Source organism: Bradyrhizobium sp. PMVTL-01, from assembly GCF_051861855.1.
Taxonomy (GTDB): domain Bacteria; phylum Pseudomonadota; class Alphaproteobacteria; order Rhizobiales; family Xanthobacteraceae; genus Bradyrhizobium.
In genome coordinates this window covers 131633-148016 of sequence record NZ_CP193982.1, presented here as the reverse complement: position 1 = coordinate 148016, position 16384 = coordinate 131633, and the positions used below count along the sequence as shown (strand labels likewise).

14 protein-coding genes and 3 pseudogenes are annotated in these 16384 nt (G+C 59.8%); 9 read left to right on the top strand and 8 right to left on the bottom strand.

Annotation, left to right across the window (positions count from 1 at the left end):
• The first annotated feature begins 550 nt into the window (after positions 1–550).
• The 5 genes from ACRQ5Q_RS00650 to ACRQ5Q_RS00630 all read left to right on the top strand — a co-directional run bounded on the left by ACRQ5Q_RS00650 (position 551) and on the right by ACRQ5Q_RS00630 (position 5531).
• A complete protein-coding gene (locus tag ACRQ5Q_RS00650; protein WP_439395561.1) occupies positions 551–1447 on the top strand; it encodes a hypothetical protein in 897 nt (298 codons plus the stop codon).
• A gap of 6 nt (positions 1448–1453) precedes the next feature.
• The gene (locus tag ACRQ5Q_RS00645; RefSeq protein ID WP_439395559.1) at positions 1454–2314 is read left to right on the top strand and encodes a hypothetical protein; all 861 of its coding nucleotides are present in this window, start codon (positions 1454–1456) and stop codon (positions 2312–2314) included.
• Between the two features lie 150 nt (positions 2315–2464).
• Positions 2465–4003 (top strand): IS21 family transposase, encoded by a 1539-nt coding sequence (gene istA, locus ACRQ5Q_RS00640; protein WP_439392910.1) that lies wholly within the window; start codon positions 2465–2467, stop codon positions 4001–4003.
• Positions 4004–4018: 15 nt separating this feature from the next.
• On the top strand, positions 4019–4762 hold the full coding sequence (gene istB, locus ACRQ5Q_RS00635) for an IS21-like element helper ATPase IstB (RefSeq protein ID WP_439392912.1): 744 nt from the start codon (positions 4019–4021) through the stop codon (positions 4760–4762).
• A gap of 349 nt (positions 4763–5111) precedes the next feature.
• Complete coding sequence (locus ACRQ5Q_RS00630; RefSeq protein WP_439395558.1) at positions 5112–5531, top strand: hypothetical protein; 420 nt, start codon at positions 5112–5114, stop codon at positions 5529–5531.
• Between the two features lie 1661 nt (positions 5532–7192).
• Here the strand turns inward: ACRQ5Q_RS00630 and ACRQ5Q_RS00625 are convergent.
• A pseudogene (locus ACRQ5Q_RS00625) lies at positions 7193–7701 on the bottom strand (Ku protein); the annotation flags it as partial.
• Here ACRQ5Q_RS00625 and ACRQ5Q_RS00620 point away from each other — a divergent pair.
• The 4 genes and pseudogenes from ACRQ5Q_RS00620 (at position 7644) to ACRQ5Q_RS00605 (ending at position 9604) form a co-directional block, all read left to right on the top strand.
• Positions 7644–8302, top strand: a pseudogene (locus ACRQ5Q_RS00620) (SOS response-associated peptidase family protein). The pseudogenes ACRQ5Q_RS00625 and ACRQ5Q_RS00620 sit on opposite strands and share 58 nt — an antisense overlap.
• A 169-nt stretch (positions 8303–8471) precedes the next feature.
• Positions 8472–8733 (top strand): annotated as a pseudogene (locus ACRQ5Q_RS00615) (hypothetical protein).
• Between the two features lie 245 nt (positions 8734–8978).
• Complete coding sequence (locus ACRQ5Q_RS00610) at positions 8979–9467, top strand: DUF899 family protein (RefSeq protein WP_439395556.1); 489 nt, start codon at positions 8979–8981, stop codon at positions 9465–9467.
• Positions 9467–9604: a hypothetical protein gene (locus ACRQ5Q_RS00605; protein WP_439395554.1), complete on the top strand. Its 138-nt coding sequence runs from the start codon at positions 9467–9469 to the stop codon at positions 9602–9604. The genes ACRQ5Q_RS00610 and ACRQ5Q_RS00605 overlap by 1 nt, the downstream gene beginning before the upstream one ends.
• Positions 9605–9902: 298 nt before the next feature.
• Here ACRQ5Q_RS00605 and ACRQ5Q_RS00600 read toward each other — a convergent pair whose 3' ends face one another.
• The 7 genes from ACRQ5Q_RS00600 to ACRQ5Q_RS00570 form a co-directional block, all read right to left on the bottom strand.
• Entirely contained in the window at positions 9903–10820 is a 918-nt protein-coding gene (locus ACRQ5Q_RS00600; protein ID WP_439395552.1) for an NADP-dependent oxidoreductase, read from the bottom strand.
• Between the two features lie 54 nt (positions 10821–10874).
• A complete protein-coding gene (locus tag ACRQ5Q_RS00595) occupies positions 10875–11420 on the bottom strand; it encodes a carboxymuconolactone decarboxylase family protein (protein ID WP_439395550.1) in 546 nt (181 codons plus the stop codon).
• A 34-nt stretch (positions 11421–11454) separates the two neighbouring features.
• The gene (locus tag ACRQ5Q_RS00590; RefSeq protein ID WP_439395548.1) at positions 11455–12135 is read right to left on the bottom strand and encodes a nitroreductase family protein; all 681 of its coding nucleotides are present in this window, start codon (positions 12133–12135) and stop codon (positions 11455–11457) included.
• Positions 12136–12229: 94 nt separating this feature from the next.
• Positions 12230–13207, bottom strand: coding sequence for an AraC family transcriptional regulator (locus ACRQ5Q_RS00585; RefSeq protein WP_439399958.1), 978 nt, complete (start codon positions 13205–13207; stop codon positions 12230–12232).
• A gap of 428 nt (positions 13208–13635) precedes the next feature.
• Entirely contained in the window at positions 13636–14370 is a 735-nt protein-coding gene (locus ACRQ5Q_RS00580) for a thiamine pyrophosphate-dependent enzyme (RefSeq protein ID WP_439395546.1), read from the bottom strand.
• A gap of 19 nt (positions 14371–14389) precedes the next feature.
• Positions 14390–15310 carry a thiamine pyrophosphate-binding protein gene (locus ACRQ5Q_RS00575; protein ID WP_439395544.1) on the bottom strand — a complete coding sequence of 307 codons (921 nt, stop codon included), beginning with the start codon at positions 15308–15310 and terminating at the stop codon, positions 14390–14392.
• A gap of 106 nt (positions 15311–15416) precedes the next feature.
• On the bottom strand, positions 15417–16370 hold the full coding sequence (locus ACRQ5Q_RS00570) for an FAD-dependent oxidoreductase (RefSeq protein WP_439395542.1): 954 nt from the start codon (positions 16368–16370) through the stop codon (positions 15417–15419).
• Positions 16371–16384: the final 14 nt, after the last annotated feature.

The following is a 16384-nucleotide window of genomic DNA, read 5'->3' as shown; positions in this document are numbered from 1 at the left end:
TCGGCAATTGAGATCTGAAAAGTCTCTAACCTGAAGCCCGCTTCGCCAGCTTCCATCTTCTCGCGCCCACTCGCGAGGCGCGTGGTTGGAAGTTCGTAAAGACTATCGGCCAGGGAAGACGTTTGGAGTGAAAGTTCCTGGCGGGGTGCCTTGACCTGGCAGTCAGTCTAAAAACCGTCGCAGCCTGTCGTACCCCTACGGGGTACTGCCTGATTCCGCCATTGTTTTCACCGAAAGTGAAGCAGGGCAGCCCGTATCAACATAGCCATGCCCCTGTAATAATTGAATTATTTATGCTGCTAGAAATAACGTCGCAGATCGATGTTTATCCGCAATTTCTATACCCCTCAACTTGAATAACTAAGCGCAGAGATCGGTACCGTCCGTCTCAATAGCGCTGGGCAACAGCGGTGGCGTCCTCTGCATTCAACATCCAGAGGATTACCCAATGTCGAATACATCTAAATCGCAGACTTCCTGGTCTGATTTCTTCTCTTCCACTGGGTCACCAGCCCAGACACGAGAAGCGAAGCCAGTCGAATTGTCTCCCATGTCCTCCGAAGAACTTCGGGAGCATCAGCTAAGGGATCGGCTAAAAGGTCCCGAAGCCACATGTGAATTAATCGACTACATCGGTTCGCTAAGCAGCGGCACGGGCCCCACGATTGTACTGTCCGGGGGTGAGGGCATTTTCGCCGTTCAGTTGGCTGAATGTCTCTGCAACGGCGCGGTTGTGGTCCACCACAACTCAGCCGTAGTTGAGGCAATGAAAGCGCGAGTATTGGGCAGCAAATCCGCTGTTGTAAATCATCTCCGCGACCCCGAACGGGACCCGGCGATCTTGCGGCGGCACGAGATCCGTCCTGCTATTGGCTATCGCTGGTGCCAACTGCCGCAAACAGCTTTCAAAGCGGAAACGTTTGGCACGGTCATTATAGAGCAGGGACACGAATTCGGAATCGCTGCTGCTCTAGCCGAGGCGAAGCGACTGTTGCGGAAAAATGGAAAAGTGGTTCTTTTGGGCTATTTGCCGTTCGAAGCAGTCGCGCGGCAAAAGCCCCTCAAAGATAGCGCGACGACGAAGCTCATCAACGATGTGCTTGAGCATGGGTTCGAGCAAGCTCTGGGCGCATTCGTCACGCCGGACGAGCGCCATTTACTGGATCGATATAGGAGCGTCAGCTTTCCGTTCAACGAAGTCGCCGTTGCTGCGAGCGGCAATTTCCGTTCGCGCATGTTTATGCGCGCCGCATGGAATCTGTTCACTCTTCATCACTTCATTGAGGGATGGCCAGTCGTGCGGAGAGTCAAGGCAAGCGGATCGATTGCAAACATTGATCTCTGGAACTTCTCCAAAGCTCTCAAAAACACTTGGGGTTCGCCACGCACACGGCGAGTTCTTAACTGGCCGATTGCAATTCGCGTCGGCGCGAAAACGTCGGAGTGAATCGCAATGCGTAAAAGAAAGAACGATTTGATAGCTTACCTTGAATCGATTCCTTCGGTTGATCGTGCCCAAAGCCTTCTCCAGGCTTGTGTTCTCGACCAAAACGATCCTGAGTTCAAAGATCTCGTCCGAGGCGCAACTACAGGACGCAATGAATATGCCTGCATCTTAAGCGCTTTGTTGCCCCCGCCCAAACCGCTTCCGCTAAGCCGTCCTCCGGATCGTCCAGGCTTTCGCCGGGTGAAGTACCGTCGTCCGAGCCCGAACTCGAAGCTCTTCGACGAGAACACGGATGATTGGGTTGATATGCCCACTAATGCAGGATCGCCACCAAAGACGCCGGCCGGAGATCGATCCGTTCCTGCGACGCCGTACGATCAACTCGGGCATTATCTAAAGGACAGCCCGTGCGGTCACGAGATTTGGCCTCATTTCATCGGACCATTCCAGTCGGTGCCCGGCGGTCGTCCTCGTGCTCCGATGGTCAATCCTTTTTGGCCGGTGGTAGCCCAGCGCGCTTCAAACCGTCCGATGCGGCCGGCCTACTTGACGAAGGACGAAGTACGGAAAATTTACAACGCCATATCGTACGCCATGTGGAAGGATGGAGTCCTGATGAATGCACATCTCATCATCGTGTGGTCCATGATGGGGCTGAGCCCAGCGGAGGGTGACGCAATTCTGGGCAAATATCTGCACAAGGCGCAAAAATGGTTTCGCGTCGGCAACAAGCCTCGTCAACGGCGTGTTGCAAACGCGCGCGTGGGTAGTGAGCTTCGATACGTCTGGGTCCACGAAAACGACCAAAAGCGTGGCTTTCACTGCGCGTTCCAGCCGATCGTGATCACCGATTCCAGGCCATCGTGATCACCCATTCCAGAGCATCGTGATCACCGTTTCCAGCCGATCGTGATCGCTATTTCCAGCGATCATGATCGGGGACAACCAGGAGGCGCCCACCGCTGACAGTCTGCAACCGGGGTAGCTCGGTCTTTTGCCCAACCGCAGAGGATCGAGATGCCGACAGAGAGACTGTCCATGCGCCACATTCGCGAAGTTCTACGCCTGCACTACAGCGTCGGCATGTCGCAACGCGCCGTTGCCCGCAGCCTCGGTCTGGCCCAGGGCACGGTCAGTAAGTACGTCAACCGAGCCCGCCGCGCCGGTCTGACCTGGCCGTTGCCAACGGAGCTCGATGACGACGTCCAGCTCGAGAACCGCCTGTTTCCGCCGCCTTCCGATCGGCCCAGCGACGAGCGTCCGCATCCGGACTGGGCGCTCGTGCATCGCGAGCTGCGGCGCCCGAACGTCACGCTGATGCTGTTGTGGGAGGAGTATTGCGACGCAAACTCCGACAGCTTCAGCTATGCGTGGTTCTGCGAACGCTATAAGGAATGGGCCGGCCGCCTCAAGCCGACCCTGCGCCAGGTCCATGTCGCCGGCGAGAAGCTGTTCGTCGACTATTCCGGCCACACCATGGAGGTAGTTGACGGGCTCACCGGTGAGGTGCGCAGCGCGCAGATCTTCGTCGCCGTGCTCGGCGCCTCGAACTACACCTACGCCGAGGCCAGCCTCACCCAGAGCCTGCCGGACTGGATCGCCTCGCACGTGCGGGCCTTTGCCTTTTTCGGCGGTGTGGCCCGGCAGACGGTGAGCGACAATTTGAAGGCCGGCATCACCCGGGCCTGCTTTCACGAGCCGATGGTCAACCGGACCTATGCCGATCTCGCCCGCCATTACCGCACCGCCATCGTCCCGGCGCGGCCGTATCGGCCGCGCGACAAAGCCAAGGTCGAGGTCGGGGTCCAAATCGTCGGGCGATGGATTCTGGCGCGTCTGCGCAACCGCCGCTTCTTCTCGCTCGCCGCCCTCAACGAGGCGATCCACAGCCTCCTTGTCGAGCTGAACGATCGACCTCTCCGGAGCTGGGGGCGAAGTCGGCGCGATCTGTTCGAAGAGTTCGATCATCAGGCGCTCACCCCCTTGCCGGATGAACCGTACGAGTATGCCGAGTGGAAGCGCTGCCGGGTCAACCTCGATTATCACGTCGAGATCGCCAAGCATTACTACAGCGTCCCTCACAACCTCTTGCATCAGGAGGTCGAGGCTCGCATCACCCAAAAGACCGTCGAGATCTTCCTCCGTGGCAAGCGCGTGGCCTCGCATCTGCGCAGCACCTTGCCGCATCGCCCGACCACGATTGCCGAGCATATGCCGAGTTCGCATCGCCGCTATCGTGACTGGACCCATGAGCGTATTCGTTCCGAAGCCGCCAAGGTCGGCCCCGACGCCGACACCCTGATCGACGTCATCCTGCGGTCGCGGCCGCATCCGGAACAGGGCTTCCGCTCCGCGATCGGCATTCTCGGGCTGGTCAAGCGCTACGGCCAGGAACGCGTCGACGCCGCCTGCGCCCGGGCCCTGCTGCTCAACGCCCGCTCGTACAAAACGGTCGCCGCCATCCTCAAGAACGGCACCGACAGAACCGCGCCTCCCGCCGAGGAGGCGCCCATCCTCTTCCACGCCAACATCCGTGGCCGCAGCTACTACAATTGATCAGGAGAGATCAGCATGCTTATTCACCCCACCGTCGATCGCTTGCGCGCCCTCGGCCTCGCCGCCATGGCCGATACCCTCACTGAACTGCAGAACAACCCCGAGGCGGCCGAGATGCCGCACGCCGATTGGCTCGGCCTCCTCGTCGATCGCGAGGTCACCGCCCGCGACAACCGCCGCCTCACGCGCCGCTTGACCAGTGCCAAGCTCCGGCAAGCCGCCGCCATTGAGAACGTCGACTATCGCACCGCTCGCGGCCTTGACCGTTCGCTCTTCCAAACCCTCGCCACCTGCCAATGGATCCGTGAGGCCAACCACCTGGTCATCGTCGGCCCAACCGGCACCGGCAAGTCCTGGCTTGCCTGTGCGCTCGGCAACAAGGCCTGCCGCGACGGCTTCTCCGTCCTCTACAAGCGAACATCCCGCCTGTTCGCCGATCTCGCCCAGGCGCGCGGCGAAGGCCGTCTGGCGCGCCTGATCGCCGCGCTCGAGCGCGTCAATCTCCTCATCCTTGACGACTGGGGACCCGAACCGCTCACCGCCGACCAGCGCCGCGATCTGCTCGAGATTGTCGATGATCGCTACGACAAGGGATCCTTGTTGATCACAAGTCAGGTCCCCGTGTCGCAATGGCACGACGTCATTGCCGATCCCACCCTTGGCGATGCGATATTGGACCGCATCATTCACAATGCGCACCGCCTCGAGCTCAAAGGCGACAGTCTACGGCGTCAGGCTGGCGAAAAGAAAAAACCGTGAGCACCTCGCGCACGATCGCCCCGCCGGCCCACAGGCCCCTCCCGCGCGCGTCGCTCCGTCGCTCATGGGGGCACTCCGCGCCGCGCACGGGGCCCTCCCATGGACCGCCGGAACGATCTCCGAACCAACCCGCCAGCCTTGACCAGGAGACCATTTCCAGCACACATAAACCCGTCAGTCGTGTTCGCCTCCGCATCTGATCACGATCGCTGGAATCCGTGATCACCATCGCCTGGAACACCTGATCACCATCCCTGGAATGCGCAGCTTTCACTCGCATGTCTTGCTTCGTCTCCCGCGGAGCGCTCGAAAGGATTTTGAGACATGGTCGCGGAAAGCTCTTGCGGAGATGGTCGGCAAGCATTTCCCCTGGAAAGCTTTTCGTCTGGTCTTGAGCTACGAAAAGACGGAGGAAGGCGCGATTAAGCGCGGCTGGGGCTGGTTCCGGTATTTAAGCAAGCAGCTCGGGCCAGATGAAAAGATCTTTTGGCGCGACAGCGAGACAGGGATTCACGAAACATTTGCGCGCGACGTCATTAAGCCGTGGCCGATCCGCAAAAGTCCGCCGCTTCCGTTGCAGACGCTAGCGAATGTTTCTCGAAACATCGGTACAGGCGCTCAGCGTAAGGACAAGTACGTATCCTTTTGGGGGGCATGTCATTTCGAGCGCATTTATTCTGGCCACGAGCTGTTCGAGTGGCGACAACGCATCGCAGACGAGTGCTGGCAGAAGGAACACCAGGAGCTGATTCAGTCTCTTCAAGTCTAAGCTGCATCCCTGCGCAATGGGACTTGAGACGGAGACGTGCCAAGCGATCGCCTCCGTCGGAGTTTTGGAAGCGTAATAACGGCGTTTTGGAAGCGAAAATTGCCTTGTTGAAAAAATGCCACGTAAAATCAACAGCTTAGTTTGGGTTGCAAATCCGGGTTTCTACTGGCCAGCCGATTATCGGTCGGGAGCGTCATCGATCCTTCACGTACGGCTACGCCGCAGGGAAGACGACCTTGCGCGGATCAAGCCGACCCCGGGTTGTCGCTCGGCTGCCCACCGCCCGGTTATCGCCTACGGGGGCAATGGTCAATCCGTTCTGGTCGGCCCCACCGAAGTTAAAGCGCTCTCCGCTGACGGACAAAGACGTCCGTAAAATCTACGATGCAATTGCTTTTTCGCTGTGGCAGGGATCATCCTGAATACGCACATCGTCGTTGTCTGGTCCGTGATGGATTTGAACGAGGAGAGTGGAGCTAGAATTCTAGGTCGTTACCTACATGAAACGCGCCGGTGGTTGCACGCAAAGGCGCCCTTCGAGGTAGATCTCGTTGAGTAAGGCATCCCATAATTTTGGGAAGGATGCTCAGAAGCGAGATGCCTTTGTATCTCGCTAAGCGCGGTATGACTGGAATTGTATGCCGGCCGATCGCTCGATGAGGGCCGCTACCATCGCGAAAACCTGAGACTAATGGCAGAAGAGGAAGAGCTCATCCGGAGCTTGCAAATCTAGGCTGTACGAGGAGCGGCGTTGCTACATTGCGCAACCCTGAAACCCGTTCAGTACGTGCAAGGAGGTCGGTCGGCGGAGGAAGAGGGAGGGAAGCGGAGAGGAGCCGGCGAGGTAGGAATGGAGTAGTGGTGGTGGTGGCGCCGGCTATGCCGGCGTAAGGGGTTGATAATATGCTGCGCTTCGCTAGCTTCAACCAGCCCGAAACTCCACCATTCTTGGCCTACCAGGGGAGCGTTATTCTCGTCGGCGCAAGCTTCGCAAAGTTTCAGTGCGCTTTGCCGACGAGGTCTAATCGAACACCGGGACGCAAATGCTCTTCAGGCCGGACGAGGAATGTGCCAAGGGAGAATACTAACCACTTCAACAGTTGCTAGTGCCTAATGAAGGCGTTAGCCGACTGAAATGATGAAAGCCGCGGCTTCTATCCAAAGGCTGCCTCGTTTTCGAGAGAAGAATTGATTTTCGTGGCATTGATCAGTCAGACAGCTCCCCTTGGGGAGGTGGGGCCCACCTCGGGCACTACGACGAACCTCACAGCGGCCTTGGATGTGCCTTATAAAATCCCGAGGAAGGTCCCAGGAACGGTCTTGTCCTGATTGCGCAAAACGCCAACAACTCGATCGCGGGTAGACCTTATCTTCGCAACTGAGCAAAGTAGGTCTCTTTGCGAATTCAAGAGGGGACAGGATCTTCCTTTATTCGGCTGCGAAGGAGGACCAACCGAGGCCGAAGCCCTCAACCGACTCCCTATTGCGCATAATCTTCCCCATGCTCCTCTGCCACTCCACCCACCCGGCTATTGCGAAACCAGAGCAGAGAACATGATGCGCTGGCCTCGTGAGCGCTCGCAACATCGATCGCGTTCCAAGTCGATGGAAACTCGGCGTAGCGCAGAGTTATACCTTCAGCTTGCCTTAAACAGCCTTGCGATCTGAAGGTATTGGCCCATCTCGCTGCGCACCTCATAGGGATAGCGGAGCAGTGTGCCGACGAGTCCTTTGTCCAGCGCCTCGAGCGCGATGATGTGCTCGCGGTTGGTCAGCACCACCCGGCCGATCGCGACCTTGTACATTTCACGGATGGTTTCGCGGATCACCGCGAAGGCGTCGTGGCCCACCTTTCCGTCGGGCCGCAGGTAGTCGGGCGGATCAGGTAGCGGGGGTCGATGCCGGCCTTGTCGACGAATTCGTCGATCTCGATGGTGCGCGTAGCGATCTCCTCGAGTTCCCCCTTCGTGACCTCAATGTACTGGCCCTTGTCCAGCTCATATCCTTTGACGATGTCCTCGTTCGGCACCTCGTCGCCGGTGTCGGCGTCGACCTTCAAGTACTTGATGCGATGGCCCGTCTGCCGGTTGAGCTGATTGAACGAGATCTTCTCTGACTCGGAGGTGGCCGGATAGAGCGCCACTGGGCACGTCACGAGCGACAGACGCAGGAAGCCTTTCCAGTTGGCACGGGGGCCATCTACGCGAGATCGTCATGGCACGCTGGGGCATGCCGAGCTCGCAGCGGGCCCTGATGGATGCGACGAAAAAGCGAGCGGAGAAATTGCAGGCCAAGGGCAAGATCGTCGATTTCAAGGAATTGCTCCGGATGGAGACGAACATCAGGAATGTCAGCAGCGCTCACTGGAAGCGATGGCTCGGACCGGAGCATCGCTGCCTGGTGCCGTTCACGTCGTTTTGCGACTCCGACACGATCGACGGCAAGAAAATGCCGGTCTGGTTCGCGCTGGACGAGACGCGACCTCTGATCGCATTTGCTGGGCTGTGGACCAATTGGACCAGTGTGCGCACAAGGCGAAGGAAGGCGAGATCACCACCGATTTCTTCGGATTCCTCACCTGTGAGCCGAACGCGGAGGTCAAGCCCGTCCACCCCAGGGCGATGCCGGTGATCCTGGCGACGGCGGAGGAGTACGAGGTCTGGCTCCGCGCCCCTTGGGACGAGGCGAAGTCGCTGCAGCGGCCCCTCCCGGACGGCGGGCTACGGATTGTCGCCACTCGCGAGAAGGAAGACCCGGCACTGGCCGCGTGAGCGAGGCTATTGGGCAGCAAGCTGCTGCCAGTTTGAGTTCGCGGCTGTGCACAGGGCGGCGGAACACGTGGACAAGCGGCGGCTCCAGCGATTTCGAATCCCTGCCCTGTGCTAACCGCCGGGAACGACGCCGGCGGCGCAAGGATTCGTCCGGGCGGGAGCGATCTCGATGCTGATGACGAAGCAGAGAAGACCGGCGAACCCGCGGCTGGGCGACCTCCGTGCTGCAGGAAATCGGCACTATCCGCGAATGCGAGGAGCACGGCTGGATGCAGGACCGCGCGGACCCGCACGCCCGCGATCGCGCCTTCGACATCGCTCGTCGGGACCCGCCTCAGGACGCGTCTGCGCAGGATACAGTTGGCGCGGTCACGGAAGTGCTGGACGGCATCGGCGACACCTGCCCGGAGTGTTCGCAACAGGTCGATTAGGTCCAACGGTGCGCGGCTTAGCCAGGCGACGACATCGCCTGTGCTTGCAGGCAGAGGCGGGAACCGGCCGGCGAGGACCTACGTTTAGACACCACGATCAGAGGAGTCTTGACGATGGCAGCAGGTACCCTCTTCCCACCAAAAATCGTCTCACGTGAGGAATAGCTTTCCGCACGCAAGGCATTGTTCGCCGAAGAGAAGGAGATTACGCACAAACTCGACGAACTTAGAAGAAGCGCTGCCAGTTGCCGTGGGTTAAGATTGATAAGCCCTACGTCTTCGAGGGACCGGATGGCAAGTGTACACTTGCCGATCTGTTCGATGATCGCGGCCAGCTCGCCGGCTATCATTTCATGCTGACACCAGGCTCCAACCACGTTTGCAAAGGATGCTCATTCGTGGCCGATCATTTCGACGCGGCGCGCAAGCACTTCGATGATGCCGATCTGTCATTTGCGGTGATTTCACGCGCGCCAATCGAGCGAATCCAGCAAGTGAAACGCGCTTTGGGCTGGACCTTTCCGTGGGTGTCATCCTATGGCAGCGATTTCAACTATGATTTCGGGGTGTCATTCAAAAAGGAGGACCTGGTCGCTGGCGCAGCCAGGTTCAACTACGATACGATCCCGCTAAAGAGCAGCGAAGATATGATGTGCGCCAGCATCTTTGCCAAGAACGAGACCGCTAGATCTTCCACACCTACTCGGCCTACTCCCGCGGCATTGAAAATTTGATGGGTGCCTTCATGTGGCTCGATCTCACGCCCAGGGGCCGCCATCAATTCGATGATGGTCACAGCCGGCTTAGCGACGACAGCCGGGACGTCCGTACAATCGGGCGACCGAGCGGCGCGGGGCCTCGCTGTCATTGACAGCTTCCGGCGACTGGCGGCCGCTCTGCGGAGATCGCCCACTACGATCCCTGTGACAACGTGCGCTCCGAAGATATCCGGAGTCGGTGCCCCCGCCGTCATGGCTCCGGAGTCAGACAAAGTGAACCCTGGCCGACGCGGCTTCGAGATGCGCCGAAGTGGACGCAAGATGCTCATCTTGAGTTTTGTTGAGTTTGACCAAACCAGACCGACGATCGCGTCCTTCGCCTGGATACACTCGGCAGATCCACAGGCGGGACGATAACTCGCTGGGGAGAGTCTCGTCCCGCCCAAGCTCTTACGAGCGGACCTGAATAATGGTCTTACCCTGACGTCGCTGGGCCGAGTTGAACGTGGCGACCGCATCGTCGAGGGAGGAGACCTTTCCGATGTTTGTCCGCAGTCTTCCGTCCCGCACTCTCTGGACGATCTCACTCAATTGACCACGATCAGCCTCCACAACGAAGCCGATGGCTAAACCGTCTCGCGGCCGAGCCTCCACCGGGCTGACGACAGTCACCAGCGTGCCTCCGGCTCTCACAAGGGCTGCAGACTGCTTCTGGATGTCGCCGCCGATGACGTCAAATGCGAGATCGACCCCGCCGACATCCTTGAGCGCATCGTTCTCCAGGTCGACGAATTCATTCGCGCCGAAGTCGAGTGCTTTCTGCCGGTCGGCCGCGCGTCCTGTTCCGATGACATAGGCACCAGCCTCTCGCGCGAGTTGAACCACGATGGAGCCGACTGCGCCGGCCGCGCCATGCGCAAGCACGCTCTGGCCTCCCTGAAGACGGCCGTGCTGGAAAAGCCCTTGCCACGCTGTGAGGCCCGAGATCGGCAGACTCGCGCCCACCTTGAAATCGACGTCGCCCGGCAATGGCGCCAGATTGCGCGCCTCGATGGCGATATATTCGGCGAGCGAGCCGTCGCGATACCAGTCGGCAAGGCCGAATACGCGCTGCCCCACCGACAGTCCCGTGGTGCCGTAGCCAAGAGCGGTAACGATGCCGGAGAATTCGTGCCCAGGGATCGACGGAGTTCGGTCCTGTTCGCGGCGATCCCTCCACGTCGAAGGCCATTCCAGTTCCGTCGGAACGAATCCCGATGCGTGAACCTCTACGAGAACGTCGTTTATCGCTGGTTGAGGGTCGGGCCGTTCCACAAACTTCATCCCGGCAAACCCGGCAGCCTGGTCCGTCACGATAATCGCTTTCATCTTCGACTCCTTCATGTGTGGTGTGTTTTCAGATTCCGAACTTCCCGACCGTGCTTAGATTGAGCCGGCGGGTGCGACCGCTGGGAAGTCCTTGTCGGGATGGAACACGTTGTTGAAGAAGTTCGTCAGCGAGTACATGGCCACAAGCGCGACGATCTCCATGATGTTCGCATCCGTGTAGCCGGCATCGCGGACGGCTTGCAGATCGGAGTCGGTGACATGACCACGGCTCTCGATGATCTTGCGTCCAAAATGGACGGCGGCATCCCGCTTTGGGTCGGTTGCGTGACCCTTTCGGGCGAGAATGATGTCCTCGCCCGGCAGCTTGGCCATATGCTCCGCCGTGAAGCTGTGCACCGTCAGGCAGTAATTGCAGCCGTTCACTTCGGAGACCGCGAGGCCGATGCTGTCGCGCGTCTTGACGTCAAGCGCCTTGCTCAACGAGCCGAGCAGCGCAGCCCATGCGTTGAATGCGATCGGGGTTTGCGCGAAGGTCGCCATCATGTTTGGCGTGAACCCGATGTTCTTAGTGAACGTATCGAGGGTCGGTTTCGAAGCGGCCGGCACGTGTTCCGGCTTCAGAGCAACAGCTCTAGCCATGGTATTTCTCCTTGATGGTTGATTTCAGGGTCGGTTACGCGAAGTGCAGCACATCGGCCACGGGCAGGCGCGGCTTCTGCGGCCAGTTGCCGGGCCGCTCCGGCCCGACGGTTAGCAGCGTCACAGGGACTTCGTCTTCGGCCAGGCCGAACTCTCTGTGCACGGCCTCTGCATCGAAACCGATCATCGGAGTCGACCCCAGGCCGAGCGAGCGGGCGGCATAGATGATAGCTGCGGCGCCGAAGGTCGCGGAGCGGACGGCCTCGTCGCGCTGGCGCTGCGGTTGATTGTCGTACAGGCCTCGCGCAGGCCCCTCCCATTCCGGCACCATATGTGCCGGCATGATCCCGGCTTCCACGACCGGCGCCAAGCGCTCAGGGACAGTGCTGGCATCGGCCAACTGACCGATGATGATGAAGGTGACGGCTGCTTCGGTGATTGCGGGCTGATTCCAGGCGATCGGAAGCAGCCGCGCCTTCGCTTCGCTTGAGCGCACGGCGATGAAGCGCCAGTTCTGCAGATGGAAGGATGTCGGCGCTGAAGTGCCGATCCGCACGAGGTCACGGATCTGATCATCGCTTAAGGTGGCGGTCGAGTCATAGTACTTGGCAGCGCTGCGGCTCAGTATGGTTTCGATGACGGCGTTTGTCGGCAGCTTCCCCGCGAGCCCGCGGGAGGTTTCGCGATTGGCGGCAGTTGTAGCGGTGTCGTGCATTGGGTTGCTCCGTTATCAGTGATGACGAAGCCCAACTTACCGATGGAAATGATCGTTTCGAGCCTCTATATGCTCAATTTGATGCTTAAAAGGATCAATCTGATGGCGACCTAGCCTCATCACACTTGTGCGCCAGTCGGCGCCATTCCCCTGGCGTCATTCCCATCCTCTCCGCAAACACACGCCGGAATGCCGAAACGGATTGATAGCCGACCGCTTCGGCCGCAGCTTCCGTGCTGGTCCCTGGGTTCTTGAGCCCGTTGGCGGCCATGCTCATGCGAAGATCGGTCAACAGGTCGAGGGCGGAGCGACCTAACTTGTCCTGAAATTGGCGCATGAATGTCGCGCGTGACATGCCGCATAGATCGGCCAGATCGGGAAGCTTCCAAGCTCGCGCCGGATCAGCGAACATCGCCGCAATGGCCGCTGCCAATCTCGGATGGCCAGCAAGGGCCAACAGGCCCTCAGTGGATTTTCCGGCTTCGCTCGCGGCGCGCAGAACTAGAGTGAATAACACCGAAGAAAGCGCATTGAGAATGGCGCGTCCTCCCGCTCTGTCGCCCGAGGACTCCATTCGCATTAGGCTGACCAGTCCGGAAAGTTGACTCGATGCGGAGGCGATGTCCTCTTCTCCGTGGTTTTTCAGAGCCCGCACGACCAGATTTGCTGGCAAGCAGTTGCGGATCAAACGTTCATGGGGCGGCCCGACGAAAAACCGTCCGCACAGCAGATCGAGTTGCTCACCCGGTCCATCGTTCTCGCTCAACATCCATCCTGCGGAGCCCCGGCTTTGACGCGTGCTGATTGGCTTTTTGCCGCTGCCGTCGTGCAGCATGTGCGCCGAACCGTGAGGAAGCAGCACGATATCCCCGCTCCCAAGCTCCTGCACCGTTCTCGAATCCGGGTCCTCGAAAATGGCCCGGCCCTTGACGATGACATGGTAGGGGATCTCGTTCGCCGCCGCTCTGGGCCAGAGAACTCGCCATGGTGCGCCGTAGGCGCAGCGGACCTCGAGTTGGCCGGTAACGGTTATGATTTGCAGGAGATGACTCAACCAGTCGACTTGAGACATAAGACCTCGAGACGTGAATCGCCGACGCAGCATATCAATTTTAGCAACGCCTTCGGCGAAAGCTTCGAGTTCGTCCCCATTGGTCGCGGCGATGAAGGCCAGCACTCTCACCTGCTGATTGCCTTCCTATCGGCGCTCGGTTCAATTATCATCGATACCCAGTTAGAACATGGGTGCTCAGGACTCGCGCCGGAGGTCGGGCGGCGCGCTGCACGACGATCAGGTCTATCCTCAAGGCCAGCAACTTTCTCCGATTAAGCGTTGCTGAACTCGCCGTGTCGACTAATCGCAGTGCTGTCAGGCTGATCGAACGGGCGCATCGTTTGGCCGGTTGAGACGGTCAGTCGCGCCCGGCGCGAGTTCGCTTTTACGCCGCTACTGCGGCGATGCGCCGGCCATCGCGTGTCCAGTCAAGATAGAACCGAAGGCTACAACCCCGCCGGCAGGGATCGAGACGGGACTATGGCCTGAATAAGTGCCGGCCCGTTCTGTGCCCTCGCGGTAGCGATTTCCGTGCTCAGCTCGGCCGCAGTAGTGGCGACGGCGACCTGAGCGATACCCATTGAGCGCGCTAAACCAAGGTAGTCCCAACGTCCAATGACGGAGATCGGCAGCGGCGCCGAGGTGCCGGAATAATAGCCGGGGTCGAGCAGATATTGCTCATAGCCATAAAGACCATTGTCGACGACCACCACGATCGCGTCGAGCGCATAACGTGCCATGGTCGACAGCGACTGAGCGGTCATCTGAAAGCCGCCATCACCACAGATCACGACCGGGCGCTTCGCCTTCGCTGCGGCAACGCCGACCGCCGCGGCTACCGAATGTCCGATCGAGGCCCAAATCGCGCTCGCCAGGAAGCTGTTTGGTCCCGGCATGCGGATGCGCGCGCAGGGATAGATGCCGAGGAACGTGTCGGCGATCATGATCAACCCGGGATCGGGCGCCACGCTCTGCTCGATGACCTTAAACAACTCGTCGTAGCTTAACCCTGGCGCGACGGCCGTCGTGACTGTCGCCGAGGTCCGGCTGGTAGGCGGCAAGGCCGCGTCCCGGTCACCGTCCCAGGCGGCCTCACCGAGTTCGTGTACCCGGTATGGCGGCAAAGCAGGCAACGGCTTGTCGCTTTCGGCGACAGCATTGCGGTCGAGCTGAGCGATCAATTCGGGGAAGCTCAGCTGTTCAGGCGCGCCATTGTAGGATCGTCTTCGTGGACTGCGGAACCATTATGGTCGCGTGACCGGAGCCAAACACTGCTCCCAGCGAAACGACGAGATCCGCTCCGCTGATGGCCGCCTTCAAAGGCTGCGGGGCCTTCTCACCGTTGAAGACGCCGAGAAATTTCGCGTGCTGCTCGGACAACGTCGTTCGAGCAAGCAAGGTGGTGGCCCACGGGATCTTCAGCTTATTGATGATCGACAGCATCTCGGCGGCGAGGCCATAGCGCGGCACCTCAACGCCGACGATCAGAACGGGAGCCTTAGCGGCCTTGATCGCCTTCAGAATTGCGCTTGCGGTCTTCGCTGCGGCTCCCGCGGGGATAGAGAGATCGAGGGGCGCAGTAGGTCGAGAGGTGTTCGCGCCCAGCATAATCTGCGGGATTTCGAGGTAGACCGGGTGCTTGCGTACCATCGCGGTGCGGATGGCTTGATCGACCTTTCCGGGGATCAGCGCCGGGTCCGTGGCACGCTCGCAGAAGGCCGTTAACGGTTGAAGCACTTCCATGTCGGTGTGCGGCCGCCCTATCGAGTGCGAGTACAACACGCCGGTTCTCGTTTGGTCGCCAATGTTCTTGTCGGAAGGACCGCCGTTGACGATGAACACCGGGCTGCGCTCCACGTATGCCCCGGCGACGGCGTTGGCGAGACTGAGCGTTCCCGGACCGTATGAAACGGCGACCACCGACAGGCCGCGTACGCGGGCATATCCGTCGGCGGCATAACCCGCTTCGAGATCGCTGCTGTTGACGATGGTTGAAAAGTCGGCCGCCTTTTCGGCGGAGTAATAGAGTGCGGCATTGTAGACGGATGGCACACCGAAAAGCGTATCGACGCCCTGCTCCTTCAGCCGTGCGATGACGTAGTCTGAGATTTTGAATGCCATCTCGCAATCTCCTACTTGTTGCGCATCAACCAGGGTCTCGCGTCGGCGGTAGCGAAGGAGCGGCCCGCAAAGACGTCACGCGCCATCTTCAGGATGTGAGCGCATTTCACGGGATCGGGATTTTCGTCGTCGACCTTGCATTCGTAGGAGCCACCGACGACGACATGATCGGAACGTGGGAAGACGTAGGTCTGCCCGTGCTGTACAGCCAGTCGAGCCCGCCCTGAGCCGGCAACCACACGAGCTGGCCCGTGATCGGAATGACGTCCGGGTCGTTGAACAGCTTTCCCGAGCCCAACCCGGTACAGTTGACGATGATCGTTTCGTGCAGGTTGATCACGTCCTGGACGGATCGGAAGATCCTGTGTTGCGGAACGATGTTCGCCGCCGCGAGGTCGTCTCTCAAGCGCTTCAGCAGAACCGGAGGCTCGACCAACAGGGTATGGTAGCCGAAGCCGGGCGAACTCAGGTGCTGGAAAGGAAGGTGATCTAGTTTGTCGGGAGGCCGGACGACGTCGTTGGGTATCTTTCCGAAGGTATCGCTCTCGACCTTCGTGTAGTTGACACGCGGATAAACACCGAAACTTGGTCCCCGAGACTGGTGCATGGCGTACGCGGTCCGGAGGATATCCTCGAATTGCTGCTTGGCTTGGGCATTTTTTGCGTCGTATTTGACAACGGACGGGGCCCATTGTCCGCCGGCGACGTCGGAAGTCGTGCCTGTCGCGCGATCGGCATAGATCGTCACGTCGTGGTTCGGAAGCAGCGTCGCGGCCGTGAGGCCCATGACACCGGCGCCCATGACCGCAATCCGCGCGCGAGTACCGGTGGGCACGAGCGTTCCGACGAGTTTGGTGACGGCGTCGGCGCAGCCCCAACTCATGGTGATGCCGGCGCCGCCGTGGCCGTAGTTGTGCACGACGTGTTTTGGTCCGAAAGCCTGAATTTCCAGCCTATAGGTCTTCCGCCGAAACGGTCGAACTCCTGCCTTGAAGACGCACCCCGGTGGATTACAGGTGAAGTCGGGCGACGGCAGGACCAAGTTTGGACTGACTTTCATTGATCGCTCCAAAC